This window comes from Streptomyces sp. NPDC046831 (genome assembly GCF_040645305.1).
GTDB lineage: Bacteria > Actinomycetota > Actinomycetes > Streptomycetales > Streptomycetaceae > Streptomyces.
Map to the genome: position 1 here is coordinate 114,948 of NZ_JBEYXZ010000003.1, position 26,647 is coordinate 141,594.

The window sequence follows — 26,647 nt, forward strand, 5'->3', positions numbered from 1 at the left end:
GGTGCCCCCCGTCGTCGCCCCCTGGATCCGCGTCCGCCTGCGTACCGCCCCCGGCGCCGCCGTGGCCCTGGCGCTGCTGGTGGCGGTGACCGCGTGCCTGGCCGCCGTGTTCCCGCGGGCACTCGACCGGTACGAGGACGCCGGCCTGGTCCGGGCGGTCGAGCGGGCCGGCGCGGCGCGCACCACGGTCGGCCTGTACGCCCCGCAACCGGACCCCCGGTTCCCGCAGCCGCAGCGCGAACGGTCCCTGCGCCCCGACCTCCTGGGCCGGCAGTACACCCGCCTCCTCGGCGCGGTCCACCGGCCCCTCGTCGTCGACCCCGGCCAGTCCGCGTACGGCGTGATCACCCGGGAGAAGCTCGCCGTACCGGACCGGTTCATCCCGCGGCCGAGCGGTCTGCCCGCGCAGATGGTCCTGGCCGCGCAGAGCGACCTCGCCGGCCACGCGTCGGTGCGCGCGGGCCGGCTGCCGCGGGCGGCCGGCACGGTGACCGCGACGGCCGTCGGCGTGGAGGCCGCCGTCACCGCCGAGACTGCCAGGCGCCTGCACATCGAGGTGGGGTCGGTCCTCCACGTGCCCGCACTGGCCCGCCCCTCCCTCGCCGTCCACGTCACCGGCATCCTCACCCCGCGCGCACCCCGGGGCTCCTACTGGGCGACCGAGCCCGTCCTGCGCACCCCGGTCCTCGCGCGCGTGCTCTCCTCGGACCCCGATCCGCCGAAGTACTGGGTCGGCGCCCTGCTGATCGCGCCCGAGGCGGCCCCCGCCCTGCTGGGCACGGCCGGCAACCCCATCCGCTACTGGCACCTGGCGCCCGACACCGGCACCCTGCACGCCCGCGACCTGCGGGGTTTGAAGTCCGCCGTCGCCGGGCTGGAGTCCGGACCGGGCCTGGAGCGGCTGCGCCGCCTCGTCCACTCGGACGCGGGGGCGGGCACGGACCTCGACGACGTCCTCCTCTCCTACGGCGGCCTCCGCGGTGGCATCGCCCCGCTGATCGCCGTCGCCGCCCTCGGCACCGCGACGGTCGCGGCGATCGTCCTGACGTTGCTCGGCGGCCTCGCCGCGGACCGCCGCCGCTCCGAGCTCGCGCTGCTGCGCGCCCGCGGCGCCTCCCTGCGGGGACTCACCGGCCGGCTGCTCGCCGAGACCGCGGTGATCGCCGTCCCCGCGGGCGCGCTCGGTCTCGTGGCGGCGCTCCTCGCCGTTCCCGAGGGCCGCCTTGCGTACGCGGCCGGGGCGGCCGCGGCGGTCACCGTGGTCGCCTGCGCCGCCCTTCCGCTGCGCGCGGCGCTCGCGCACCGCACCGCCCGCCTCCACGGTGCACGCGAGGACGCGGTGTCCGTACGTCCCTCCCGGCGCCGTACGGTCGCCGAGCTGACGCTGCTCGTGCTGGCGGTGGGAGCCGTCGAGGCGCTGCGGCGGCGGGGCGTCGCGCCGGCACCGGACGCCTCGGGAGCCTCCGGGGACCAGCTGGTGGCCCTGGCGCCGGTACTGGTCGGTGTGATCGCGGCGCTGGTGCTGGTACGCCTGTATCCGCTGCCGCTGCGCCGGCTGGCGCGCCCGGCCGGGCGGTTGCGCGGAGTGGTGGCCCACCTGTCCCTGGCGCGGGCGGGCCGCACGTCGGTCTCCGCGGTGCTGCCCCTGCTGGCGCTGCTGACCGCGCTCACCACCGCCGCCTTCGGCGGTTCGGTCCTGGCCGGGGTGAACACGGCCCGCGACCAGGCGGCGGTAGGTGCCCTCGGCGCGGACGCCCGCGTGGAGGGGATCATCGAACTGCCGGCCGGGCTGCCCGGCGAGGTCCGCCGGACGCGGGGTGTGCGCCAGGTCACCGAGCTGAGCCTCGCCTACCAGGCGAGACCGGAAGAGGGCGAGAGGCCGGTGCCGCTCGCGGGCGTGGACCCCGGCGGCTACGCGGCCCTCGCCGCCCGCACCGGACTCGGGCCCTTCCCGCGCGACGAACTCGAACGTCCGGCCCGCGGCACTCCGCTCCCGGCCCTGGCCTCCCCCACGGTGGCCCGGATCCACGGAACCCGTCCCTTCCCGGTCCGGCTGGGGGACGGCAGCCTCGTCACCGTGCGGATCGCCGTCGTCAGGGAGCGGACCCCGGCCGTGTCCGGCGCCGACTTCCTGGTCGTCGACCGGGCCGGGCTGAGCCGCGAGGCCGCCCTGCCGACCGCGTTGCTCGTCACCGGGCCAGGGGTGGACGCGCACGCCCTGCGCCGGGCGGTGGGCGACGCCGCGGCCGTGCGGATCCGGTCCGAGGAACGGGCCCAGTACGCCGACTCGCCCCTCCAGTCCGGTGCCGAGCGCGTCTACACGGCGGCGGTGGTGGCCGGCGCCGGCTACGCGGTGCTGGCCCTGCTGCTCGCCCTCCTGCGCGCCGCCCCGGAACGCGCCGCCCTCCTGGCCCGCCTGCGCACCATGGGGCTGACCCGCGCCCAGGGCCGCCGCCTGCTCGTCCTGGAGTCCCTGCCGCAGGCCGTGCTCGCTGCGGCGGGCGGCGTGCTGACGGGCTGGGCGACCGTCCGGCTGCTGTCCCCGGGCATCGACCTGACGGCGATCGCGCTGGCCTCCGCGCAGGCGCCGGCCGGCACCGCCGAGCTGCGCACGGATCCCCTGTCACTGGCGGTACCGGGGCTCGCCGTGCTCGTTCTGGCGGTGGGCATCGCGGCCGGACAGGCCTGGTGGACGGGACGGCGCGGCTCGGTGCGGGAACTGCGGGCGGGAGACGCCGGATGAGCGGGCGGGAGACGCGATCCGTGCGGGCCGGCGGACACCGCGGGCCCGACGCGGGAGACCGACCGGGCACCCGGCCCCACGCCACCGGCCTGCGGACACCGGCTGCTCCGCGGACCGGGCCGGGGGACGTCGACCGCCACGCGACAGGCCCGCGGACACCGGACACCCGGCCGGAGCGGGCCGGGAGACACCCGATGTACGGACGCGATCGCCGCAGCCGCCGCCCAGGAGAGGCCCGATGACCCCGCCGACGACCGACCCCACCCTGGCCGACCTGGCCCGCAGGGCCACCGCGCACCGCGACCGCCCGGCCTACGGCCACGACGCCCTGATCAGCTGCGACCGCCTGGTCCGCGTCTTCTCCGCCGACGGGGTGGAGGTGCAGGCGCTGCAGGGCCTGGACCTCCTCGTCCGCGAGGGGGAACTCATGGCTCTGGTCGGCGCCTCGGGCAGCGGCAAGTCCACCCTCATGAACATCCTCGCCGGCCTGGACACCCCCACCGCGGGCGCGGCCCGGGTCGCGGACCACGACCTGCTCGCCATGACCGCGAAGGACCGTCTGCGCTACCGCCGCGAGGTCGTCGGCTTCGTCTGGCAGCAGACCTCCCGCAATCTGCTCCCCTATCTGACCGCCGCGCAGAACGTCGCCCTGCCGATGCAGCTGTCCGGCACCCGCGTCCGCCGCCGCGACCGCGCCGCACGCGCCCTGGAACTCCTGGACATGCTGCAGGTCGCCGACTGCCGGGACCACCGCCCGCACCAGATGTCCGGCGGCCAGCAGCAGCGCGTCGCGATCGCGGTGGCCCTCGCCAACGACCCCTCCGTCGTCCTCGCCGACGAACCCACCGGCGAACTCGACTCGCACACCGCGGAGCAGGTCTTCACCGCCTTCCGCACCGCGAACGAGCGCCTGGGCACCACCGTCGTCATCGTCACGCACGACCAGGCGGTGGCCGGGGAGGTCCGCCGTACGGTCGCCATCCGCGACGGCCGCACCTCCACCGAGGTGCTGCGCCGCAGCGAGGTGGACGCGGAGACCGGCCACGAGAGGATGGTCAGTCGCGAGTACGCCATGCTCGACCGCGCCGGCCGGCTCCAGCTCCCCGCCGAGTACACCGAGGCCCTCGGCATGCGCGACCGTGTCGCCCTGGACCTCCAGCCGGACCACATAGCCGTCCGCCCCGACGACAGCCGGCAGGCGGAGGACGGACGGGGAGGGAACGGAACCGTCTGAGCGCGCGAGGGCCCAGCCACACGGCTCGGCGCGCGTGGGGGCTCAGCGCGTCCTGAGTTGTCCAGTTCTCCGCCTGGCGTGCGCCGGTCAGCGCACCCCGAGGCCCGACGTCGCGAGTCGGTCCGCCGGTCCTGCCCGCGCCGGTCCGCTCGCGCCGAGCGCTGGAAGCGTCCCGAGACTTCAACCCGGCCGCGCCGGTCAGCGCACCCTGACGCCCAGCGTCCCGAGCCCTGCCCGCCGCACGGCGATCGAGCCGTACGGCGTCCGCAGCCGCAGCCAGGCACCCGAGGAGAACAGCCCCGGCTCTTCGCCGCCGCCGGAGGCCGGGAAGGGCCGCAGGAAGCCCAGCGACTGCGCCGCGTGCACGGCCCGTACGGGCAACGGCGTCGCTCCGACCGTCCGGGACCAGATCTCCCGCCCGATGCGGTCGAGCTCGGCGCGTGTCCGCGCCTCGGGCGCGAGCTGTGCCGTACGGGAGCGGAACTCGGCGACGGCGGCCGCCACCATGTCCCGCAGGGAGTCCGCGGCCGGCAGCCCCGGCTCCGGCTGCCACCCGCCGCGCGGCGGGAGCACGCCCGCCCAGGGCGGACCGGTGACCGCGGGGGGCACGGCGGCCGTCGCCGCCTTCTCGTCCACCGACTCCAGGAGCTCACCGGCGGAGACGGTCGCGTCGAGGGTGACGTCGAGCCCGTTCTCGTAGGGCTTGGCGAGCCGTACCGCGCGCACGGCCAGCACCTCGAAGGACGGCGGGCGCCCGAACACGGCCAGTGCCGTGCCCGCCGCCTGCAGGCGCACCGCGGCCGCGCGGTCGTAGTGGAGCAGCCGGGAGAGGAAGGCGGCGAGGTCCGCCGCCTCCGTCTCGTCGGCGAGGTGGAGCACCGTCATGCGGCGACGGCCTCCGACTCGTCGGCGCCGGCCGCGCCGTCCGCGTCGTCCATGTACTCCTGGAGAAACTTCCGCTCCTCGTCGGTGATGCGACGCGGCCGCTGGGTGCCGAAGTCGAACGGCACGATCACCGTCGAGGCCCGCACGTAGACCTGGTCGCCGTCCTTCACCTCGTAGGTGAGGGTGAAGGACGCCGCCCTGATCTCCGTGACCCACAGCTCGACGTCCACCGGCTCGTGCCGGTGGACCAGCTGCCTCTTGTAGTCGATCTCGTGGCGCGCCACCACGGACCCCTGCTTGAAGTCCTTCTCCGGGCGGAACAGGAAGTCGATACGGGCCTCCTCCAGATAGCGGAGGAACACCACGTTGTTGACGTGGCCGTACGCGTCCATGTCCGCCCAGCGCAGCGGGCAGCGGTAGGTGTGCCGCAAGATCAGCCCCGGGTCAGCTTCTTGTAGGTGGCGCGGTGCGGACGGGCCGCGTCCGCACCGAGCCGCTCGATCTTGTTCTTCTCGTAGGACTCGAAGTTGCCCTCGAACCAGAACCACTTGGACTCGCCCTCGTAGGCGAGGATGTGGGTGGCGACGCGGTCGAGGAACCAGCGGTCGTGGGAGACGACCACGGCACAGCCCGGGAACTCCAGCAGCGCGTTCTCCAGGGAGGAGAGCGTCTCCACGTCGAGGTCGTTGGTCGGCTCGTCGAGGAGCAGCAGGTTGCCGCCCTGCTTCAGGGTGAGCGCGAGGTTGAGGCGGTTGCGCTCACCGCCGGACAGCACGCCCGCGGGCTTCTGCTGGTCCGGGCCCTTGAAGCCGAAGGCGGAGACGTACGCGCGCGACGGCATCTCGACCTGGCCGACGTTGATGTAGTCCAGCTCGTCGGAGACGACGGCCCACAGCGACTTCTTGGGGTCGATGTTCTCGCGGCTCTGGTCGACGTACGAGATCTTGACGGTCTCGCCGACCTTGATCGAACCGGAGTCCGGCGTCTCCAGGCCCTGGATCATCTTGAACAGGGTGGTCTTGCCGGCGCCGTTCGGGCCGATGACGCCCACGATGCCGTTGCGCGGCAGCGTGAAGGAGAGGTCGTCGATGAGGACCTTCTCGCCGAAGGCCTTGTGGAGGTTGTTGACCTCGACGACGACGTTGCCCAGGCGCGGGCCCGGCGGGATCTGGATCTCCTCGAAGTCCAGCTTCCGCATCTTGTCCGCCTCGGCGGCCATCTCCTCGTAGCGGGCGAGACGGGCCTTGGACTTCGCCTGACGTCCCTTGGCGTTGGAGCGGACCCACTCCAGCTCGTCCTTGAGGCGCTTCTGCCGCTTGGCGTCCTTCTGGCCCTCGACCTTGAGGCGGGTGGCCTTGGTCTCCAGGTACTTGGAGTAGTTGCCCTCGTAGCCGTGCAGGCGGCCCCGGTCGACCTCGCAGATCCACCCGGCGACGTTGTCCAGGAAGTACCGGTCGTGGGTGACGGCGACGACGGTGCCGTCGTACTTGGCCAGGTGCTGCTCCAGCCAGTTCACGGACTCGGCGTCGAGGTGGTTGGTCGGCTCGTCGAGGAGCAGCAGGTCGGGCTGCTCGAGGAGCAGCTTGCACAGCGCGACGCGGCGGCGCTCACCACCGGAGAGGTTGGTGACGGGCCAGTCGCCGGGCGGGCAGCCGAGAGCGTCCATGGCCTGCTCGAGCTGGGCGTCGAGGTCCCAGGCGTTGGCGTGGTCGAGCTCCTCCTGGAGCTTGCCCATCTCATCCAGCAGCGCGTCCGAGTAGTCGGTCGCCATCTGCTCGGCGATCTCGTTGAACCGGTCGAGCTTGCCCTTGATCTCGGCGACACCCTCCTGGACGTTCTCCAGGACCGTCTTCTCCTCGTTCAGCGGGGGCTCCTGCAGGAGGATGCCGACGCTGTAGCCGGGCGACAGGAAGGCGTCACCGTTGGACGGCTGCTCCAGCCCCGCCATGATCTTCAGCACGGTCGACTTACCGGCACCGTTCGGGCCGACGACGCCGATCTTGGCACCCGGAAGGAAGCTCAGGGTGACGTCGTCGAGGATCACCTTGTCGCCGTGCGCCTTGCGCGCCTTGCGCATGGTGTAAATGAACTCAGCCAAGAGAAACCGTCCGGCAGCTTGAAATCTGGCAGTGGGCAGATATACCCCATCTTGCCTGACCGCCACCCCTGGACGGAAACCCGTCCGGTCGGGCGGCTCTGACCTGGGGTTTCGTCGCTGGCGGCTGGGGACTCGGCCGGGCCAGGACGCTGTCGTGCGGTCACCGGGGCCGCTGGGCACCACGGTCGGTTGCGGTGGGCCGTGCCGCGCCGCCGCACCTCGGTCCGGCTCCCTGGGGCTTACGCCATGCAATACGCCATGCAAGAGGGACGCCACCGCGACCGCTTGCCAGCGGTGGCAAGCGGCGTCGACGGGGTTCACGATGAAGGGGGTGACGGACGGAACCCCGAAAGATCACAGTGCTGGGCTGGTCACCTTCACGCGTAATCGCCCCCTTGCCTTGGCTCATCGTGCCGAGTGCGCGCGCATGCACACAGTGACCGGGATGGCCGAGGGCCGACTGCGGGCGGACCAGTTCGTGGCCACAGCAGTTGCCGGGCCGTGAGGGGAGAGGAAGAGCGCGGGACCCGCGGGCCTGTGCGAACGGCAGTCCCGCCTCCCTGTCGGACCGTGTCCGGGAACGGCGGAGGCGGACCGTGAGCGGCGGCCAGAAGGAAGATCGTGATGCCTACCGACACCGAGTTGCTCAGCTTCGACGACGAGCGGCTCGAGGAACTGTTTCGCAAGAGTCCGGCAGGTGAGATCCCCAGAGGCCCGATGGAGGGTACGGCGATCTTCCCAGGGGTCGGCCCCGCGGGGGCGCGACTGCTCGCCGGCCTGGTGCATTCGATCGGGTGGCGGGGCAAGGTCTTCAGCCCGGACGGCTACCTCAGCAACCGGCTCGCACCGCTGGACATCCTGTCCATCGTCGCCATGGTCGAGCCGGGCCCGAGCCGCCTGGACGACCAGGAGTGCATCGTCATCGACTACTCCAACACCTCCAAGGTGTTCGGGGGCGTCCGGGACGAGATCCGCCAGGTCGGTCCGCACCTGTACCTGGGCCTGATCTGGCTGTCCGGCCGCAAGATCGGGTGGTTCACGCTGCGCGAACCGGGCAACGGCAGCGGATAGCCGCTGTCGCGCCGAGACGGTGACGCCGGCGTCGCGGCCGCAACGAGCGCCCGCCATCGGCAGTGCCACTCCCCGGGACCACTCGGCAAGACCTGCCGGCGCGCCGGGCTCCGGCCCGCGGGCGGAGGTCCTGCAGCGTGCCGACACGACGAAAGGCCGCCTCTTGTCTCCCCCCACTGTTCGCCCCCGCCGATCAGCACTCCCGACCTCGCGCGGCGTCGGAAAGGCCAAGCCGGCTCAGCGGCGCCCGGCAGGCATCGCCCTGGCCGCATCGGCCACCCTGGCACTGGCCCTGACGGGTGTCCCCGCCACCACGGCTCCCGCCAATCCGCCCCCGTTGCACGGAAAGGTCACCAGCGCGGGAAAGCCGCTGTCCAACGCCACCGTCACGCTCTTGGCCGGAGATCGGCAAGGCGCCCGGGCACTCGGGCATGCCACCACCGGCGCCGACGGAGCCTTCCGGATCCGGCCCGAGCAGCGCACGGGCTCCGTGCTGTACGTCGAAGCCACACCCACTGGCGACCGGTCGTTGCGTCTGCGCTCCGTCGTGGGAGTCGGCCCCGGCGGCGGTGTGCCGCAGCGCTCCGAATCCGCTGTCACGGTCAACGAATTCACCACCGTCGCCGCCACCTACGCGCTGGCCCAGTTCACCGACCGGCGCGGCATCAGCGGGCCGAGCCCTGGCCTGGAGAACGCCGCGGCTACGTACTACAACCTCGCCGACCCGGTCTCGGGGAGACCCGGCAAGGTGGTCACCGACCAGAACAACGGCAGCAGGAACGACACCCTGGCCACCCTCGGCACCCTGGCCAATCTCGTCTCCCTCTGCGCGCCGGGAGCGGACACCGAGCGATGCCAGGACATGCTGCGCCTGGCCACACCGCGGCGCGGGAACACTCCTGGTGACACGGCGCAAGCGGTGCTCAACCTCGCCCGCGACCCGAGGCTGGCCACCGGCGGGCTGTACGCCCTGGCCGGCCGGGCGCACACCTACACCCCCGCGCTCACCGCGGCGCCGGCGGCCTGGGTCCTGGCCCTGCACTACACCGCCCCCGGCGTCTACGCCCCCGGCCGTATGGCCATCGACGCCAAGGGCAACGTCTGGGCCTCCAACAACTGGCTGCCCGGAACGCGGAACCCCAGCCCCTATGTCACCGTGCAGGACCCGGTGGGCAGCCCGACCCTGAACAGCCCCATCAGCGGCGGCGGCATGAAGGCGGGTGCCTGGGGCATCGCCGTCGACCACGGGAACTCCGTGTGGGTGTCCAGTTACGGCGGCGATGCCATGTCGAAGTACTCGTCGGCCGGAAAGCCGCTGTCGCCCGGTTCAGGATTCAAGAACGGCGGCCTGAACCATCCCCAGGGCACCGCAGTCGACCAGAGGGGCAACATCTGGATCGCGAACTTCTACGGCCTGAAGGGCAACCGCGGCCAGGGAGACGTGGTCGTCTACCCCCACGGCGACCCCTCGAAGGCGATCACCATCAAGGGCGGCGGCCTCGACCACCCGTTCTCCGTCCAGATCGACGGCTACGGCCGGGCCTGGGTGAGCAACGCCCGCCTCAACGGGGCGAAGCTCCTGGACTCACGCGTACCCGAGGGCCACGTGGGCGGGAGCGTCACCGTGATCGGCCCCGACTTCAAGCCGATTTCGTTCTCCCCCATCGAGGACACCTCGCTCGACTGGCCCCTCGGACTGGCCGTCGACTCCAGGAACAACGTCTGGGTGCCCAGCTTCGTCAGCAACTCGATCACCGAGATCGGGCCGAGCGGAAAGGTCGCAGGCGTATACAAATTCCCTACGGCCATCGCTCCCTGGTCCGTGGCCGTCGACGGGTCCGACCGCGTATGGGTCGCCGGCTTCGGGGCCCCGTCCGTCTCCGTCCTGTGCGGCGTGAACACCAGCGCCTGCCCGCCCGGCTCCTCCACCGGCTCCCTGCTGTCGCCGCCCGGCGGCTACCGCAGCGACTCCATCCAGCACCTCACCGCCATCCAGCTCGACCAGTCCGGCAACGTCTGGCTGGCCAACAACTGGTCGAAACTCGTCCCACCCACCGGCGGCAACGGTCTGGTCGAACTCATCGGAGTCGCCACACCCGTCTGCACGCCCCTGACCCCGGTGCCCGCCCGCCCGGCAACGACCAGTTCAACGGCCTGCCCCACCCGGACCAGCACACAACCCGGATGACAAGGGCCGGCCGTAGGCCATCCCCACCCTCGCCGCCCGCGGGTGCGGCGCGGCCCCGGTGCGCCCCTGGGGCCGGCCGGGGCCGGAGCGGGCCGAGCCGGGTCGGTGCCGGAGCGGGTTCGGCGGGTCGCTCACTGTTGAGTTGGCAAGGTGCCGTGCGTCGTCAGCGCTCGGTCGGTGCCTTCTTCTTGCGGACGATGCTCAGGGCCGTGGCGCCCAGCACCAGCAGGCTCAGGCCGATCGCCGCCATCAGCGGGGTCGTGCTGGTGCCGCCCGTCGCGGCGAGGTTCGTGCCGCCGGCCTCGCCGGCGGCCACGATCGCCGGGCTGGGCTCGCCGAGCGTCTGCGTGGCGGCGCCGGTCTCGCTGCCCCGCGTCCTGCAGTCCAGTACGCCGCTGAACCGCCGGCCGACACCGTTCGGGTCCTCGATCGTGAAGTCGTACGCCTGATCCTCCTGCAACGGGATCGTCAGCGTCTCGGACGCCCCCGCCGCGACGCTGTGCCCGGTGCCGAGCAGTTGGAAGGTGAACGACTCGTCGCCCTTGTTGTCCACGGTGATGTCGACGCCGCCGTCGGCACAGTTCTTCGACGCGGACAGGGCCGGTATCGCACCGTGTGCGGCCCAGGTGGCGCTGGCCGTGGCGGAGACCGTCGACTCGCTGGAGCCCGCCAGGATCTGGGTCTGGCTGCGGCTGTCGGAGGTGAAGGCGCGGCCCACCGGGACGGTGGTGGAGGCCTGCACGGTGAGCGTGGCCGTCCCTCCCCCGCCGCCGGACACCTCGCCGCCCTTGGCGTCTTCCCCGGGCACCTCGAAGAACAGCCGGCTGCCGTTGACGGCGGAGGTGACCGGCCTGCCGTCCTCGCCGGTGATCCGTACGCCGGTGGTGGCGGCGTTCGCGGGCGGTGTCACCGTCACGCTGCTCGCGTCGGTGCGCACCGTCACCGGGCCGATCCTCTCGCCGGGGTGGCCGGAGACGGCGGGCGGGTCGAGGGTCAGCGAGGCCTGGGGCTCGGGCAGGTCGCGGGCGTGTGCGTGCAGGTAGTCGGCGAGCTTCTCCGCCTCGGGGTTCACGGCGTCGACGTCCGGGCCGTCCGAGTAGCGCCAGATGGCCACCTGGGTGCCGGCCGCCGCGTCCTGCTCGGTGAGGTTTCTGACCCCGGCCTTGGCGGCCAGCGCCGCGAGGTCGTTCACCTGCGGGTAGGAGTGCTGCAGGATCCAGCGGATCTTCCCGGCGTGCTCGTTGGTGCCGAGCGAGGTGCCGCTCCACGGCGTCTCGTGGTACTTGGCGTCCTTCTGCGTGGGGGTGTGCACGTCGACGCAGTACGTCTGGAGCATGCCGCCCCCGTCGACGGACATCTCGAACAGGCCTGCGGAGACCTCGAAGTCCCCGCCCTCGTCATGTATGACGGCGGTGCCGTACGTCTTCAGGCCGCCTATGGTGGCGGTCGCCCCGCCCTGACTCCGTGGTGTCCCGTCGGCGGCGGCCGGGCCGGCGGCGGTCATCACACCCGCCGCGGCGAGCCCGGACATCAGCGTCGCGGCGGCGAGGCGGGCCGCCCCTCGCCTGCGCGTGGACGGCACAGAGAACCAAGCACACACAGAATTCCCCTTCGAGCAGGACCCGTTGACGTGGGGGTACGGTCCCACCAGCAGAATCTCAAGCCCCGAGAGCCATGCCCGGCATCCTAAGTACCGGGCACAGCACGCTTCTTCGCCACCTGGTCGGATCAGTGATCCGAATCGGAATCGTTATCGCCGCCGTGCCCGACAGCCCGTGTTTCAGGGCGACTTGTCGACAAGTCACTGCGGCCGTCGGTCGAACCGGCCTGTCGGCAGGCGGCGGTCCAGCGGCCGCGCGTGCGGCAGTTCGACCGGGCCCGCCCCCCGTCGTCCGGCCTCGCCTCACGTCACCGAGGCCGCCGGCGGGCTTGGTTGGAGGTCGGCAGCCTGGTCCGCCGTCTCCGCGACCGGTGTCTCCCAGGCCGGCTCGGGTGGCGCCGGCGCGCCCGCTGTCACCGTCTCCGGCCGGCCGGACCGTCGGAAGGCCGAGGTGCCCCGCGCCAGGTCGTGGCCGATCGCCACGGCGTCGATCTCCGCCGAGGTCCGGCTCTGGCTGTCGCGGACCTCCGTGCGCACCTTCAGCCGGCCCTGGACCACCACGGGATCGCCGACGTTCAGCGACGCCGTCACGTTCGTGGCGAGCTGGCGGTTGGCCCACACCGTGAAGAAGTTGGTGTGGCCGTCCGTCCAGCTGTTCTTCTCGCGGTCCCAGTAGCGCGGGGTCACCGCCAGCCGGAACCTCGCCGACGCCCCCGACGCCAGCTCGCGGTACATCGGCTGGGTCGCCACGTTGCCCACCGCGCAGACCATCGTCTCGTTCATCGCCTGCCCCTCCCTCGCCCGGCTGGTCACGTCGGGCGGACACACGCACGGGCCCGTCCCGTACGGGCTGCACACGCACGGGCCTGTCCCGTACGGCTGCGTCTGCCGCGACGACCGCGTCCCCGGCGATCGCCGCGGAACCAGACTGCCTCCGCCGGCGCCGGGCCCGCCGAGCGCTGTGGACCACCGCCTGCCTGTGGACAACTCCCTCACCCGAGTGGGGGACGACCTCACCGGAGTCCGGAGTGAGGACGACCTCACCCGAGTAAGGGACACCCGCCCCGCGGCCGAGCCTCCCCCTACCGGCCCCGGCCGCCTCAGCGCACCCCCGCGCCCGTGACGCGCGCGTACCGCTCCTGCACCTCCCGGTACCGCAGCAGCTCCGCCGCCACCGGATCCAGCACCCGTGCCCGGCCGCAGCCCGCGGCCGCCTCGCGCAGGCGCCGTTCCGCCTCCAGGCCGTATCTCCGTGCCGGTCCGCGGGCCGCGATCCGGCAGCTCCACTCCACCAGCGGGCCGCCGACGATGCCGGCCACCATCAGCAGCACCGGCACGGCCACGTTGGGCGCCATGACGCCGATGATCTGGCCGACCAGCCACAGGCCGCCGACGACCTGGAGGATCGTCATCGCCGCCTGCGCCAGGACCGCCGCCGGCCACCAGCCCGGCCGCGGCGGCCGCCCCGGTGGCAGCCCGGCCCGCGCCGCCAGCTCGTCCAGCGCCTCCGGCAGCCCCTGCGCCCCGCGCACTGCGGCCTCCCGCACCGCCTGCGCCCACGGCGCCGGCAGGCCGGCCGAGGCCCGGTCGGCCACCGTGCGCACGGCCTGCTCGACGCGCTGGCGCGCCGTGGCCTCCTCGTCCGGCTGGGCGCGCACCGGCAGACGTCCCGTGGTCGATTCACGCCGGACGTGGACCCACCGCCACAGCCGCAGCCAGGGCGTGCCGCAGGCCTTGTTGGCATTGCGCAGCCAGGCGCGCTCGGCCGCCTCTCCGGCGGCGGTGGCACCCATCGCGTCCGCGAGGCGCGCCGCGAACTCCTCGCGTGCCTCCTCACTGAGCCCCGGACGCCGGCTCGCGGCGTAGACGGGCCGCAGCCGCGCCGCGGCGGCGTCCACATCGGCCGAGACCCGCCGCGCCGCCGCGCCCCGTTCCGCCACGAACTGGCCGAGCGCCTCCCTCAGCTCGCCGACGCCGTCCCCGGTGAGCGCGGACAGCGCCAGCACGGTCGCGCCCGGCTCGCCGTGCTCGCCCAGCGCGACGCCGTCCTCGTCGAGCAGCCTGCGCAGATCGTCGAGGACCTGGTCGGCGGCGTCCCCGGGCAGCCGGTCGATCTGGTTGAGGACGACGAACGTGACCTCCGCGTGCCCCGCCATGGGCCGCAGGTAGCGCTCGTGCAGCACGGCGTCGGCGTACTTCTCCGGGTCGACGACCCAGATCACGGCGTCGACGAGGGCCAGGATGCGGTCCACCTGCTCGCGATGCTGGACGGCGGCCGAGTCGTGGTCGGGCAGGTCGACCAGGACGAGCCCGCGCAGCTGCGTGTCCCCGTCGGACCCGTGCACCGGACGGCGGCGCAGCCGGCCCGGGATGCCGAGCCGGTCGATGAGGCTCGCCGCGCCGTCGCTCCAGCTGCACGCGATGGGCGCCGCGGTGGTCGGCCGCCGCACGCCGGTCTCGGAGATGGGTACGCCGGCGAGTGAGTTGAACAGCTGCGACTTGCCGCTGCCGGTGGCGCCCGCGATGGCGACGACGGTGTGCTGCCCGGACAGCCGGCGCCGCGCCGCCGCCTCGTCGAGGACGCGGCCCGCCTCGGTGAGCGTGTCGCTGTCGAGGCGGGTGCGGGACAGGCCCACCAGCTCGCGCAGCGCGTCCAGCCGTGACCGCAGGGGGGCGTCGTAGGCCAGGGGGGTCGTGGGAAGCGGGCGGAGCGGCCTGGTCTCCACGACGGGGACGAGGTGTGCGGTCTCCGTCACGCGGCGGGCGATCAGCCCGTCGTCCCAGACCTCCGCGGCCTCGGTGCGGCCGGAGGTGTCGTCGTCCTTCACGCGTGCGTGCTCGTCCTTCGCTCGTGCGTACTCGTCCTGCGCTCGTGCGGCCGGGCGGTGGTCCGCCGCGGCGCCGCCTCCCGTGCAACCATGTCCGGCGGCACCCGCCGCGGGACCCGTGGGGTTGCCTTCCGGGGTGTGCCGTCCGGGGACGCCATCCGCGGTGTGCCGTCCGGAGATGCCTTCGGCGGTGCGCTGCCCGGGGGCGGCCTCAGCGACGTGCCCGCCGGCCGCGTCGGGTCTGCTGGGACGGCCCGTGTCGGCACGGACTGCGTCAGCCCGGACTGCGTCAGCCCGGACTGTGTCGGCACGACCCGTATCGCCACGGACTGCGTCAGCACGGACTGCGCCGGCACGAGCTGTATCGGCACGGCCGGGGTAGGAGCGACCTGCCGTGCGCGCGTTCACGGTCTCCCCACCGCCGCCGGGCCCTCCCTCGGCGGAACCGGCGACGTCGAGGGCACCTGCAAGGCCCGCGGGACTACCGGAACCGCCAGGACTGCCGAGGCCACCGACGCCGCCCGCGCTACCGGGGCGGCCCGCGCCACCGGCGTCGGCGAGACGCGGAGGTCGCCGGTCCTCCGCGGGCCTACGCGGAGGCGCATCCTCGGCACCGCCGGCGTCCCGGGCGCCTCCAACCTGGAGGCGCCCGGCGCCGCCGGATCCGCTGCCGGTGCCACCGGTGCTCCGGAGGCTCTCGGCGCCCCACACGTCCTGGGTGCTCTGGAAGTCCTCCCTCCGGGGGTTCCCGGAGGTCCGGGCGGTGTCCCCGTTGCTCCCGGCCCCCCAGCCGGCGCCGCCGTCCGCGGCGCGCCCGTGAACCGTGCCCTCCGTCCGGTCGGCGTGCTCCCTGTGGTCATCGTCAGTGACGGCGGACACCGGTCACCTCTCCTTCAGCAGTACGGACAGCGCGGCGATGAGTTCTGCCTGGGGGTCCGGGTGCACCTCCAGCGCGTCGAGCGGGGCCAGCCGGCGCTCGCGCTCGACGTGCATGACCCGGTCCAGGTGGTCCGTGAGCAGCCGCCCGGTGCGGTCCCGCAGACGCAGAGCGCCGTGCGCGCCGACCCGCTCGGCGAGTCCCTCACCGGCGGACCGGGCCCGCCGACCCCCCAGCAGCCCGGTGGCGACCAGGGCGGCGACGGTCTCGGGATCGGGCGCGACGCTGCGCTCCAGTCGGCCCACCTCCTCCTCGGCGTACTCCTCCAGCTCGCGCCGCCACCGCCGGACCGCCATCCCGATGCGGTGCTCGGCGCTCCCCGGCGAGGGGTCGCGGCCGACGAGCTCCGCGGCGGCCGCCGCCGGTTCGCGCCGCCAGACGTCGTCGATGCGCTCGTCGGCGGCGGTGACGGCGCACAGCAGGAGGGCGCCGAGGCTCTCCACCAGCGCGTCGAGCAGCTCGCCGGCGGTGCAGTCGAGCGGGAAGGCGCGCCAGCGCTTCAGGGCGTCCCCGGCGAGCACGGCCCCGGCCTGCAGACGCCGCCGGACACGCGCGTACTCGCTGTCGTACGCGCTGTCGACGGCGGCGGTGAGCCGCAGCGCGGCCGCGTACTGCGCCGCCGACGCGGCGGCCAGCTCGGGCATCCGGGACTTCAGCGAGTTCAGGAGGCCGTAGGCCGTGCGGGCCATCGACTGGCGGCGGGCCGCCGGGTCGTGGGCCTGCTGGACGAGCCAGCTGCGCAGCGGGGCCACGGCGGTGGCGGGCAGCAGTCCGGCGCCCCAGGCCGACTCGGGCAGCTCGGGCACGGTGAACCGGGGAACGTCGCCGAGCCCGGCCTTGGTGAGCAGGGCGCCGTACTGCCGGGAGACCTCGGAGACGACCTGGTGCGGCACCCGGTCCAGCACGGTGACGAGGGTGGCGTCGTACTCCTTGGCGGTGCGCAGCAGATGCCAGGGGACGGCGTCGGCGTACCGGGCGGCCGTCGTCACCATGATCCAGATGTCGGCGGCGCAGATCAGCTCCGCGGCCAGGACGCGGTTGTCGGCGAGCAGGGAGTCCACGTCGGGGGCGTCGAGCAGGGCCAGCCCGGGGGGCACGGTGTCGACGGTCTCGACGCGCAGCACCCGCGCGCTCTCGTCCTCCGGCAGCGGCAGGTCGTCACCGGCCTCCTGGTGCGGCACCCACACGCGCGCGAGGTCGGGCAGGACGCGCACACCGCTGAACCAGTGATGGTCTTCCGGATGGCACACCAGTACCGGCGTCCGCGTCGTCGGCCGCAGCACGCCCGCCTCACTGACCCGCCGCCCGACCAGGGAGTTCACGAGCGTCGACTTCCCGGCGCCGGTGGAGCCCCCGACCACGGCGAGCAGGGGCGCCTCGGGCTGTCTGAGCCGGGGCAGCAGATAGTCGTCGAGCTGGGCGAGCAGTTCGTCTCGGCTGGCCCGCGCGCGTGGCGCCCCTTCGATGGGCAGCGGGAAGCGCGCGGCGGCGACACGGTCGCGCAGGGCGGAGAGTGCGTCGAGCAGCTGAGGCCGTACGTCCAAGGTCACCACATGTGAAGAATGCCCAATTTTAGGGGAATTCTGAAGCATATGCGCATGCCTGCGCGCCGACCCGACACAACGGACAGAAGGGGCGACCCGGACGCCAGCGCCGTCCAGGCATAACGAGTGCACAACACCCGGTGCGCGAGAGGCTCAAAGGCGTGCACGATTCGTACCTGCCTGCGATTATCAGGACCGCTTCACCGAACCTCCACATTGAGCCACGGAGGCGAAGCAACAGGGACAAGGACGCGGGAGCCCTATCCTTGTCCCCGGCAACGTCACGGAACGGCCCACACCCGGGCACCACGACAGAGGCCACCACACCAGGCCCCCGTAGCTCAGTGGATAGAGCAGGCGCCTTCTAAGCGCTTGGCCGCAGGTTCGAGTCCTGCCGGGGGCGCCATCTCCTACCAGCGGAAACGCCCCAGAGGGGATCTCCCCTCCAGGGCGTTTTGCATGGCTCTGACGGCAACGGCCCCGTCACTCGACGGCCAGCAGAGTGCCCAGCCTGTCCAGGGCGGCCCGCTCCTCCGCCAGGTCGGCGCGCGCGTAGATGTTCATGGTCACCTCCAGCGCGCTGCGCCCCACGATGTTTCGGACGACATGCGGCGGGATGCCGAGGCCGAGCAGGAGGGTCACGCGGGTGTGCCGGAGATCGTGGAAACGGGCCTCCAGGCCCAGCCGCTCGCGGATCGGGTGAGAAGTGCCGGTTCCGGCCGACGCACTGACGAGGGCGTCGCAGAGCGCTTCTGCTTGGCTGTGGCCGCTACGTGGTCACACAGGACTGGGGCGGGCTCCGCCTGGGGCGTCCCTGGGCCGTGCGAGGGCGCCCAAGGTGCGCACCAGACGGCCCTTCACCCGCCCCTTAATCACTCAGAGTCAACCGGGTCACATCGGGCATCTCCCAGATCGCCTCCTCATCGTCGGCCCTGGCCAGGCCGCTCTCCACAAGTAGCCGCAACCATCTGTCCCGGTATCGGCCGCGCCGGTCACGGCGCGTGACAACGCCCGGTCCGATCATGGCTGCGACAAGCTGGGGGTAGGCCGGCCCGAGGACGAAGCGGTCGAAGAACGTGACGATGTCGTTCGCGAACACCAGGACGTCGATCGTTTCGTCCGGGTGCTTGTACAGGTGGATGTAGTCGTCGATGTCGTAGTGGTAGACATCCCCGTCGTCCAGGTCCAGCCAGATGCGGTCGGCGCACTCGATGTCCTGCGGGGCGCGGTGGCGCTCGCAGCCGATGGCCAGGGGACTGCCCAGTGGGCAGTGCGGAACGGTCGCCCGGGCCGCCCACGCGGCTGGGCCCTGGACCTCGTCGGGCTGAAAGAAGCGGAAGTGGTCGGCGCCCAGCCGCGAGAAGAGGCCGAACACCTCGGTGACCCCCTGCGGCAGTTCCGGAACGGGCTCCGGGTTCCTCGTCCCCTCGATGATCACCCCGAAGCCGTACTCGGCCTCCACCTGCGTGATCAGCTCGAGCTTGGAGCGAATCCGCTCCAGCCCTTCCCGGCGCCCCTCGTCCATCGGACATCCCCCTGTTCTCGTCACCCCGGCGTGAGGAGCAGGGCGGAGTGAGGAGCGTGCTGAGCCCGGTAACGGTCTGCTCAGACATCCACGCGAGTGCTCCCCGCCCTGGTGGCGGTGCTCGCCGGGCCGGACGTGTGCGTCACCGACCGTATCGTGCTCACCGATGACATCACGGCCGGCCCGCGTCGGCCCAGGTCCTCGATCGGCGCTGCCACGTGGCCTGACCAGGCGTCCGTGGACAGCGCACGGCAGCCGCTCCCAGTTCCCTTCCCGGGGGCTCGGGCAGCCGCTCCCAGTTCCCTTCCCACCCAAGGGCCCGGCTCATACGTCGTTCAGTCGCAGCAGTCGCAACAGCACTTGCACGGGTTGCAGCAACCACCACCACCGCAGCAGCCGTCACCCGAGCCACCGCCGGAACCACCAGAGCCACCGGATCCCCGATCCCCGCCGCCCGAACCTCCGGCTGACCCGCCCGAGTTGCCGCCGCCCCGGCCGCCGAACCAGCCGTCGCCCCCTGAACCGCCCTGGTGCGAGCCGCCATCGCGGTTGCCGTCACCGAACTGCCAGAGCTCTCCGTCGTCCTCGATGCAGATGCAGCAGTTGGAGCACACCCCGCAGCCACGGCACAACCGGCGCCACTGGCCACACCGCCGGCACTGCCCCTCCGGCGGCCGGCCCGACGCCATCGAGCCGCCCTCCGGGGCCGCGCCGGCAAGCGCCCCTGTGCCGCAGGCCGTGCCGGTCTCCGAAGGTATTTCCGTCGCCGTACGGCGTCCCGGCCAGAGCAGCATGCGTGAGCCCCGCGCCTGGTGGCGACGCTGGTGGTGACGATGCCGGGGGTCGAAGACGCGATCAGTGGCACGCTCCAACTCGGCGCCCAGGAGCGCTCGTACCAGCCGCCCGTCGACGAACTCGGCTTCTGCCAGAGCGAGTCGGATTCCGTGGACGGCGTCGTCACAGAGCCGGCGCACTTCGGCGCGGTCCGTGCCGGTCACGGCAATCGGGTTCCACGCGTCGGACGCCTCGTCCGCGTCCAGGTCCTCCACCGCGTCCAGCAGATGCGCCAGCCGACCGAACAGGCGGCCGGCCTCCGCCAGGGGTTCGGCGTTGCCCGGGCGGCCGGCGAGTACCGCGGTGTGGGCGAAGGCGGCGGCGGTTGCCGTCTCCGTGGGCTCCGTCACCGTCAGCAGCGAGCTGCCGGGGCCGGTCAACCGCTCGATTTCCGGCTGGCGTTCGACCGTGCCGAGCAGCACCGCGGTGTCGAAGCCGAGCCGTTCGCCGCCCGCGGCGCTCGCACGGACCAGCCGTGGGCGATCCGGCGTGCCGCCAGCGCCACCGGGCGGCGCCCCAACAGGCCGTCGCCGTCGGTGACATGGTCACGTATCTTCGCTGCGGCCAGCACCAGCGACACCGTCGCCGCCAGCCGTGCGCCCTCGCCCTGCGCCACGTCCGCCGACCGCATCCCGCGCAGCGGGCACGGACCGGCGCCTCGCCGCCAGTCGCCGGTACGCTCCGACTGCGCCTCGGTCAGCACCGAGACGATCAGGCCGTCGTAGTTGGTGGCCACCCGTGCGAACTGCCCGTACTCGCCGCGCAGCGCCAGGCACAGCCCACACAGATGCGCCATCCACTCGGTACGCATGGCCTCGCCCAGGCGATGACGGCACGGCCTGATGATTCCGAACACCGAACGTTCTCCCCCGCACATACAGCTACCGAAACAAGGCCAGCTGAACGGCCCACGGACGCACGACCGCATGTGACCTCTACGCGCGGCCGCCATCCTAGACACAACACCGCTGACTTGGGCAGAAGAAGACCCGCGCCGCCCAGGACGCCGGATCGGAACCGGGTGCCGGGCGGACGGGGCAGGCCGCCGGCGACGGGACGAGGAGCAGAAGCGGCTGCGAAAGCCGTCCGCCGAGCAGGCGAGGGCGATCAAGCTCTTGAACAGGGCGACCTCTGCCCGATCAACCTTCCGTGTGGACGACCACCTCGGGGTACTCCGCGGTCGGCCCGTCCAGCAGCTCCCGGCCCACGCCCTTCAGGTGAAGGTCGAGGAACGCTGTCACATATGCGCGGGTGATTTCCTGCGACCGCTTGCCCGACAGGGGCTCCTCCTACGGCAGAAGGCCAAGTCGCTCACCGAGGAGAAGGGTCCGGTCATGCTCCTGACCGGCGACCAGACTCCGGCAGCGATCCGCCGTACAGGTGCGAAACGGATCGAGACCTGGCTGAAGAACCGAAAGGTGAAAGGCGCCACCGCACTCGCCCGCACTGCCGTGGACGTCGCTCAAGCCCAGCACACCGCGCTGCCCGGCGAGAGGCTGGCCGCCGCCATGGTGGTCCGCCTTGCGAAGGGGTGATGGCCCTCGACGAGGAGATCGCGGAACTCGACGCCCTTATCGAGGCCCGGTTTCGCGAACATCCGCACGCCGAGGTGATACGCAGCCTTCCCGGCATGGGCGCCAGGCTCGGCGCCGAGTTCATCGCCGCCACTGGCGGGGACATGAACGCCTTCGGCAGCGCCAACCGCTTGGCCGGCCTGGCCCCGCAGCCCCGCGACTCCGGCCGCGTCAGTGGCAACCTGCACAGACCCCGCCGCTACCACCGCGGGCTGCTGCGGGCGATGTACTTGTCTGCACTAGCAAGCCTCAAGTGCTGCCCCGCCTCCAAGGCGTACTACCAGCGAAAGCGGAGCGAGGGGAAGGGTCACAAGCAGGCCCTTCTGGCCCTCGCCCGCCGACGCGTCAACGTCCTGTGGGCAATGATCCGCGACAGCGAGTGCTACCAAGTTTCACCCCCCGTCGCAGTCGCGGCTTGACATCAGCATTGGGAAGTCCCGTAATCGATCACGGGTGGCTGTCCTGTGAGGGGCACATGATGGAGGGCTCGCAGGTCACAGGCTGTTCGCCAACCCTTAGCATGCCTTCGTGACGCGGCCCTGGACGATGCGCAAGATGGCGGATGAGTTTGCCCAGTTGCTCGGGATGGCTCCTGCCGGTGTGGACGGCGGCAACCTCACGTTCGCACGGGGAGACTTGCAGTCCACGCTCTCGATCTGGAAAGACCGCTACGACCGGGCGGTCTTCGGCTGGATGGTCGTCACCTACGACACCGCCCTCCGTGACCAGATGCAGGGCTTCGGCGGAATGAGTATCCGGATCGACCACCCCACGCCGAGCGGCGAAGCGAACCCGACCAACATCCCCCCAGGGGCCTGCTATCCGTGGCCGGCGAGTGGAAGTTCCTTGGGGAGGGAGGCAACTGCCGCCGTCACTGAGTACGGGCGTCCCTCCTTGCAGTTCGTCCGCGACCGCCACGACCTGGGCCTGCTCCTGCTGGCAGACACTCACGTTCACCGCGACAGCGTCTGGTCCTTCGCACCGACCAACAACGAGCCGGGACGGCTTGCACAGGCGATCCTGCTCGCCCGGCACTGCGGGGACCATGAGCTGGAACGGGCGGCCGTGGCCAAGCTGCGGAGGCGAGGCGAGGAGCCTGTGGCGCCCTGGCCCGACTACCTCTTCCGGCAAGCCGTCGCCGACTGGGCCAAGCAGTACTCCAAGGCTACTGGGATCGACCTCAGCGACTTGGCCAAGCTCAAGCGGAAACGCCCTCACTACCCCGAGGCCCCGAAATCTCAAGATTCCCGTTGCGGCGCTTCTTGACCGGGAGGCGTGATCTCCATGTGGCTGCCGTGATCACATCCTCGGCACCGTGCTGGATAACCCCGTTCACGGGGCTGACCCCGCAAAGCTTCAACAGCTCGTTGCCGTACTGCGCAGAGGCGGCGCCGACGGTGCACGGGGGGGACGGCCCTGGAGTCTTCCATTGGAAGGCCGCGTGCTCCTTGTGGCCGTACTGGCGCACCAACCTCACCATGCGTCAGCTGGCACCGCTCTTCGGGATCTCCAAGTCTGCCGCTGATCGCATCATCGACCACATGGCTCTCTGCTGGCCCTGCAGCAGCGCAAGCGCTTCAGCGCCGCAACCGTGCTGATCGTCGACGGCACCTTGGTGCCCACACGTGATCACACCGTGGCTGAGCAGTCGAAGAACTATCGTTACTCCACCAATCACCAGGTAGTCGTCGAGGCCGACACCCGGCTCGTCGTTGCGGTCGGCCGGCCGGTGCCTGGCAACCGCAACGACTGCATAGCGTGGGAGCTGTCCGGCGCGAAGGCCGCCGTCGGCAGCGCCACAGTGATTGCCGACGGCGGCTACCAGGGCACCGGCCTGGTCATCCCACATCGCCGTGGCCGCAACCAGGACCAACTTCCAGGCTGGAAGGAAGAACACAACCGCTCGCACCGACATGTCCGCGCCCGCGTTGAACATGTCTTCGCCCGCATGAAGCGCTGGAAGATCCTTGCGACTGCCGCTTGAAAGGTGACGGCGTTTACCATGCCGTGCTCGGCATCGCCCGCCATCACAACCTCACCGTCGCCCGGCCCAGGTGATCATTGCGGGACAAGCCCTAAAGAGGGAGCGAGCCCTCGGCTTGCACTCTGCTGTCGATTGATTTGCCGCCACCGACACATGCGTCGAGGAACTCGGACAGCTGCGCAAGCGCCTTGAGCAGATGCTCCGTGCGCTGTGTCTTCTCGCCACGCGCGATGTCCAGGTAGAACATGATGAGCCGGTCGATCCAGACGCGCCAGCTGGGGTCCTGGAGCTTCTCGCAGAACTCGCGATAGGTCAGAAGACGTTCGTCGTCGCGGATCCACACCGACTCACCGATGCTCGGTTGCGTCACGTAGTAGACGCCGCCGTTGACGAGGAAACCTCGTTGCACACGCAGGAGCAGCGCTGCGAGGCGAGTGTCGTCCGCTGCGGAAAGGCGAAGGTAGGGGAAATCCTCCCGGACCTTCTTGAGCTGGGCGTACAGGCAGGAGGTGAGATAGACCGCCGAAATCAACGCATAACCGGGACCGGTGAACCAAGCGGCCTCCTTGGACGACACTTCTGCCGGGTCCTCGATGACCAGCATCGTAGCGTTCGGTCCATGGGCCGCGGTGCGGTTATTGAGGCTCGACAGCCTGAAGTGGTTCTCCACCAGATGGAACCTGAGAGGATTCAGGTACTTCGCGTTCAGTTCCTGCCGCTGTGTACGTCTTTCCTTGCGCTGTTGCTGCCGCTCACCCAGGAAGATCGAGCACACCGTCACGATGATCGAGGTGGCTGCCGCCGCCAGGGCCGACAGTGCGGCGTTCACCGGAAAACCTCACTCATATCCATCCCCCATATGAAGTCTCACGACCCGGCGAGGAGCCTTTCCTGAGAACAGCCTTCGGTGGCTGCCCTGCCCCGTGCTGGTCGGTCCCTGCCGTGCCCTGGCTCGCCTTCCCACCCCGTGGTCATCTTGCCCGCGGCGGCCGAGGCCGAAGCAGCACCCCGCACCGGACGAGGCGACGCTGATGTGCGGACCATCGAGAGGGACGGCGCGCGACGACTGCGCGCCGTGCCGGCAAGGCGTGGCCCGACCACAACCCCGAACACGGCAACTGGAAGGGCGCGGTCGCCGGATCGTGACCGATGGTCGGGGCTCATGGCCGTCAGCCTGATCGGAGTCGGCGGATGAGCTGACGGCATGGAACGCACGTACGCCCCCGCCTTCGCGCCCACCGGCCGGCCCCACCCCGGTCGGCAGGGTGCGCTGCCGCGGCCACCGCACGCGGCCCGCGTACCGGGCGGCGTGCTCTACACGGCGCGTTCCCGCACGGCCCCCGACAACCCGGCCGGCCGAACATCCCGCCGCAGCCGCCCCCCTCCGATCGGACAGGCGGATCATCACCTTGTCGTTGCGGCAGCCACCCGGACGGAGGTGCGATTTCACTAGGATCGCCCACATATGAGTGGTTCCGTCCGAACGGTGCGAATTCTGGTAATCATGGCATGGTTCGCCGTCGTTTCATGTTTCTCGGAGCCGTTCATGCGCGCAGCCGTCATCACCCCGCAGGCCTCCCCCGACACAGGGCGCTCCGGGCCCGTCGCCCCGGCACCGAAGCAGGTGGAGGAACACAGCCTCGTCTTGGAGGGTTTCGCATACCGGTGCCGCGTCGTGCGCCAGGGCGTCCCGCAGACGGCGCCGCTGCTCCTGCTCGGAGGCTCGTCCCAGAACAGGTACTCATGGCAGGGGCACGAGAAGTGGCTGGCCCCGCTGTGCACGCTGATCACCGTCGATCTTCCCGGGTACGGCGATTCCGACTTCCTGCCGGCGCGGTACGGCATCGACTTCCTCGCCGCCGCGGTGAAGCACATGCTGGTGGAGATCGGGATGCCGCAGGTGAATCTCTTCGGTGGCTGCTTCGGTGAGGTCGTCGCCCTGCGTTTCGCGCAGCTGTCCCCCGAGTTCGTCCGTCGCGTCGTCTTCTGCGGCGCGGCGAAGAGTCTGCCGGACAGCTACACCGACGCCGTACCGCGTCTGTCGCACGCGCTCGAACGCGGCGAGATCGCCGAAGCAGCCGACGGACTGGTCCGGATGTTCATGTCGAACCCCGATGCCGGCCGGGTCCGCAAGCACGCGGCGGTGGCGCGTCTGCTCCACCGGCAGTTCACGACCCAGACCCCGGACGAGCTGAGGAAGGCGCTCGAGCACAACACGAGGCTGATGACGCACGGCTGCTACGAGGACCTTCCCGTCCCCGATGTGCCGTATCTGGTGTTCACGGGGGAGTACGACACCCTGTGCACCCCGCAGATGGGCCGCGAGGTCGCCGCGGTGATGCCCTCGGCGCGCTTCACGACGGTCAAGGAGGCCGATCACCTGGCTCCCGTCGAGCGCATGGAGGAGGTGGCGGACCTGATCGGCCGGTTCTGCACCGACCGGCCCATCGACGGCCTGCCGTACTGCAACGCCGTCGAGTCGCTGTGGGCCGGGCCGGTCTCCGCCGCGGGCTGCCGCTGAGGACCCGCCAGGCCGGGCCGGCCGGCCCGGCGACACGGGCGCAAGCGCCATCGAGGGCCACCGGGTGAGAAGTCGCGCGGTGGCCCTTCTGCGTGCCCGCGGACCGGTCGCCGTCCGGTCGGGGCCGGCCTGAAGGGGGCGGTGGCCGACCGCGTGGCGGAACAGCAAGAGGCCGGGATCCGGAATCGGATCCCGGCCGCTTTCCGCTGACACGGGGTACTCACGCGACGGGCGTCCCCCGAACGAGGACGACTCCGCCGCCAGGAGGCCTCAGGACCTCTTGCCGTTGAGCTCGACGGCGTTGACGCAGCTGACCTGGCTCTGCGAACTCGGGCAGGACTGCGTCGAGTCGTTGACGACGTGCACGTTGCCGCCCTTGTCGACGGTCATGTGGTACTCGGTGACCTGCACGCAGCGCACGTTGCCCTTGCCGTCGTCGACACACCGGTCGGAGCCGTCGGCGGCGAAGCCCTGGACGGTCCCGACGCCGAGCAGAGCGAAGCCCCCCACGACGCCCGCCGCCACTGCGATCCTCTTCGAATTGAACATCTCGCCTTTTCCTTCATGGTCGACCCGCCGCGACTGACCGGCGGAGCGATACCGGACGCCTGGCCGTGAAAACGAACCGGGCAGGCCCGGGGCTCGGACCCATGGGTTCGAACCTCGTGGCCTGCCCAGATCACCCGATCAGCGCTCAGTCGTCGCCCAGGACGGCGGCCTGGGTGCAAGTCAGCGACTGACGCTCGCTGTTGTCCTGGTTGGACAGGCCGAGGATGGCCAGCGAGACGTTGATGTCGTCGATGTTGACGAGACCCTGCTTCGACTCGTTCTGCTGGCAGGACTGGTTCTGCTTGTTGTCCAGCTTGAACGTCGGGTCGTCGCCGCCAGAGGCCTGGCTGACGCCGGCGCCGAGGAAGCTGACGCTGCCGAGCATGGCCGCGACGACTGCAGCCTTCTGGTACTTGCGCATTACTGCTCCGTTCTCGAGATGACACGTTCCGCGATGGATCGGTCACTGTCAGTGGCCAACTCTAAACGCTGTCCTCGGTTTTCCGGCGCACGAAACACCCAGACGTGTAAT

18 protein-coding genes, 1 tRNA gene and 3 pseudogenes are annotated in these 26,647 nt (G+C 71.7%); 9 read left to right on the top strand and 13 right to left on the bottom strand.

Going from position 1 to position 26,647, the window contains the following annotated elements:
• Position 1 precedes the first annotated feature (1 nt).
• Complete coding sequence (locus ABZ920_RS03980; protein WP_361498525.1) at positions 2–2,743, top strand: ABC transporter permease; 2,742 nt, start codon at positions 2–4, stop codon at positions 2,741–2,743.
• A gap of 238 nt (positions 2,744–2,981) precedes the next feature.
• Positions 2,982–3,977, top strand: coding sequence for an ABC transporter ATP-binding protein (locus ABZ920_RS03985; protein ID WP_361498527.1), 996 nt, complete (start codon positions 2,982–2,984; stop codon positions 3,975–3,977).
• A 198-nt stretch (positions 3,978–4,175) separates the two neighbouring features.
• Here ABZ920_RS03985 and ABZ920_RS03990 read toward each other — a convergent pair whose 3' ends face one another.
• From ABZ920_RS03990 to ettA, 3 genes are read right to left on the bottom strand one after another with little or no spacing between them, the layout of a single operon-like run.
• Positions 4,176–4,862 carry a hypothetical protein gene (locus ABZ920_RS03990; protein WP_361498529.1) on the bottom strand — a complete coding sequence of 229 codons (687 nt, stop codon included), beginning with the start codon at positions 4,860–4,862 and terminating at the stop codon, positions 4,176–4,178.
• Entirely contained in the window at positions 4,859–5,293 is a 435-nt protein-coding gene (locus tag ABZ920_RS03995) for a thioesterase family protein (protein ID WP_361498531.1), read from the bottom strand. Before ABZ920_RS03995 ends, ABZ920_RS03990 begins: the two co-directional genes overlap by 4 nt.
• A 2-nt stretch (positions 5,294–5,295) precedes the next feature.
• Entirely contained in the window at positions 5,296–6,960 is a 1,665-nt protein-coding gene (gene ettA / locus ABZ920_RS04000) for an energy-dependent translational throttle protein EttA (protein ID WP_361498533.1), read from the bottom strand.
• 624 nt (positions 6,961–7,584) lie between these two features.
• On the opposite strand from ettA, the gene ABZ920_RS04005 reads away from it, so the two are divergent.
• Complete coding sequence (locus ABZ920_RS04005) at positions 7,585–8,031, top strand: hypothetical protein (protein ID WP_361498535.1); 447 nt, start codon at positions 7,585–7,587, stop codon at positions 8,029–8,031.
• 394 nt (positions 8,032–8,425) lie between these two features.
• The gene (locus ABZ920_RS04010) at positions 8,426–10,219 is read left to right on the top strand and encodes a hypothetical protein (protein ID WP_361498537.1); all 1,794 of its coding nucleotides are present in this window, start codon (positions 8,426–8,428) and stop codon (positions 10,217–10,219) included.
• A 163-nt stretch (positions 10,220–10,382) separates the two neighbouring features.
• Here ABZ920_RS04010 and ABZ920_RS04015 read toward each other — a convergent pair whose 3' ends face one another.
• The 4 genes from ABZ920_RS04015 to ABZ920_RS04030 form a co-directional block, all read right to left on the bottom strand.
• On the bottom strand, positions 10,383–11,750 hold the full coding sequence (locus tag ABZ920_RS04015) for a Cys-Gln thioester bond-forming surface protein (RefSeq protein WP_361498880.1): 1,368 nt from the start codon (positions 11,748–11,750) through the stop codon (positions 10,383–10,385).
• Positions 11,751–12,122: 372 nt separating this feature from the next.
• Entirely contained in the window at positions 12,123–12,602 is a 480-nt protein-coding gene (locus tag ABZ920_RS04020; protein WP_361498539.1) for a single-stranded DNA-binding protein, read from the bottom strand.
• 317 nt (positions 12,603–12,919) lie between these two features.
• On the bottom strand, positions 12,920–14,647 hold the full coding sequence (locus ABZ920_RS04025; protein WP_361498541.1) for a YfjP family GTPase: 1,728 nt from the start codon (positions 14,645–14,647) through the stop codon (positions 12,920–12,922).
• Positions 14,648–15,529: 882 nt separating this feature from the next.
• Complete coding sequence (locus ABZ920_RS04030) at positions 15,530–17,137, bottom strand: dynamin family protein (RefSeq protein WP_361498543.1); 1,608 nt, start codon at positions 17,135–17,137, stop codon at positions 15,530–15,532.
• Positions 17,138–17,458: 321 nt separating this feature from the next.
• On the opposite strand from ABZ920_RS04030, the gene ABZ920_RS04035 reads away from it, so the two are divergent.
• Positions 17,459–17,534, top strand: a tRNA-Arg gene (locus ABZ920_RS04035).
• 77 nt (positions 17,535–17,611) lie between these two features.
• Here the strand turns inward: ABZ920_RS04035 and ABZ920_RS04040 are convergent.
• From ABZ920_RS04040 to ABZ920_RS04050, 3 genes and pseudogenes are all read right to left on the bottom strand, one after another.
• Positions 17,612–17,824 (bottom strand): tyrosine-type recombinase/integrase, encoded by a 213-nt coding sequence (locus ABZ920_RS04040; RefSeq protein WP_361498882.1) that lies wholly within the window; start codon positions 17,822–17,824, stop codon positions 17,612–17,614.
• Between the two features lie 172 nt (positions 17,825–17,996).
• Positions 17,997–18,653 carry a hypothetical protein gene (locus ABZ920_RS04045; RefSeq protein ID WP_361498545.1) on the bottom strand — a complete coding sequence of 219 codons (657 nt, stop codon included), beginning with the start codon at positions 18,651–18,653 and terminating at the stop codon, positions 17,997–17,999.
• A 335-nt stretch (positions 18,654–18,988) separates the two neighbouring features.
• A pseudogene (locus tag ABZ920_RS04050) lies at positions 18,989–20,343 on the bottom strand (DUF5685 family protein).
• A 475-nt stretch (positions 20,344–20,818) separates the two neighbouring features.
• Here ABZ920_RS04050 and ABZ920_RS04055 point away from each other — a divergent pair.
• The 3 genes and pseudogenes from ABZ920_RS04055 to ABZ920_RS04065 all read left to right on the top strand — a co-directional run.
• Positions 20,819–21,480: pseudogene (locus tag ABZ920_RS04055) on the top strand (transposase); the annotation flags it as partial.
• Positions 21,481–21,589: 109 nt separating this feature from the next.
• The gene (locus ABZ920_RS04060; protein WP_361498547.1) at positions 21,590–22,327 is read left to right on the top strand and encodes a hypothetical protein; all 738 of its coding nucleotides are present in this window, start codon (positions 21,590–21,592) and stop codon (positions 22,325–22,327) included.
• A 20-nt stretch (positions 22,328–22,347) separates the two neighbouring features.
• A pseudogene (locus ABZ920_RS04065) lies at positions 22,348–23,119 on the top strand (transposase).
• A 17-nt stretch (positions 23,120–23,136) separates the two neighbouring features.
• Here the strand turns inward: ABZ920_RS04065 and ABZ920_RS04070 are convergent.
• Positions 23,137–23,874 carry a hypothetical protein gene (locus ABZ920_RS04070; RefSeq protein ID WP_361498549.1) on the bottom strand — a complete coding sequence of 246 codons (738 nt, stop codon included), beginning with the start codon at positions 23,872–23,874 and terminating at the stop codon, positions 23,137–23,139.
• Between the two features lie 717 nt (positions 23,875–24,591).
• Between ABZ920_RS04070 and ABZ920_RS04075 the strand changes: the two genes are divergently transcribed.
• Entirely contained in the window at positions 24,592–25,566 is a 975-nt protein-coding gene (locus ABZ920_RS04075) for an alpha/beta hydrolase (RefSeq protein ID WP_361498551.1), read from the top strand.
• 270 nt (positions 25,567–25,836) lie between these two features.
• Here ABZ920_RS04075 and ABZ920_RS04080 read toward each other — a convergent pair whose 3' ends face one another.
• Positions 25,837–26,115 carry a hypothetical protein gene (locus ABZ920_RS04080; RefSeq protein WP_361498552.1) on the bottom strand — a complete coding sequence of 93 codons (279 nt, stop codon included), beginning with the start codon at positions 26,113–26,115 and terminating at the stop codon, positions 25,837–25,839.
• Between the two features lie 145 nt (positions 26,116–26,260).
• Positions 26,261–26,536: a hypothetical protein gene (locus tag ABZ920_RS04085; protein ID WP_361498554.1), complete on the bottom strand. Its 276-nt coding sequence runs from the start codon at positions 26,534–26,536 to the stop codon at positions 26,261–26,263.
• Between the last annotated feature and the right edge of the window lie 111 nt (positions 26,537–26,647).

Excerpts from the sequence above, each read along its gene's own strand:
- ABZ920_RS03985 (WP_361498527.1), top strand. The coding sequence starts at position 2,982 with ATGACCCCGCCGACGACCGACCCCACCCTGGCCGACCTGGCCCGCAGG.
- ABZ920_RS03990 (WP_361498529.1), bottom strand. The coding sequence starts at position 4,862 with ATGACGGTGCTCCACCTCGCCGACGAGACGGAGGCGGCGGACCTCGCC.
- ABZ920_RS04005 (WP_361498535.1), top strand. The coding sequence starts at position 7,585 with ATGCCTACCGACACCGAGTTGCTCAGCTTCGACGACGAGCGGCTCGAG.
- ABZ920_RS04015 (WP_361498880.1), bottom strand. The coding sequence starts at position 11,750 with ATGTCCGGGCTCGCCGCGGCGGGTGTGATGACCGCCGCCGGCCCGGCC.
- ABZ920_RS04020 (WP_361498539.1), bottom strand. The coding sequence starts at position 12,602 with ATGAACGAGACGATGGTCTGCGCGGTGGGCAACGTGGCGACCCAGCCG.
- ABZ920_RS04045 (WP_361498545.1), bottom strand. The coding sequence starts at position 18,653 with ATGGACGAGGGGCGCCGGGAAGGGCTGGAGCGGATTCGCTCCAAGCTC.
- ABZ920_RS04075 (WP_361498551.1), top strand. The coding sequence starts at position 24,592 with ATGCGCGCAGCCGTCATCACCCCGCAGGCCTCCCCCGACACAGGGCGC.
- ABZ920_RS04080 (WP_361498552.1), bottom strand. The coding sequence starts at position 26,115 with ATGTTCAATTCGAAGAGGATCGCAGTGGCGGCGGGCGTCGTGGGGGGC.
- ABZ920_RS04085 (WP_361498554.1), bottom strand. The coding sequence starts at position 26,536 with ATGCGCAAGTACCAGAAGGCTGCAGTCGTCGCGGCCATGCTCGGCAGC.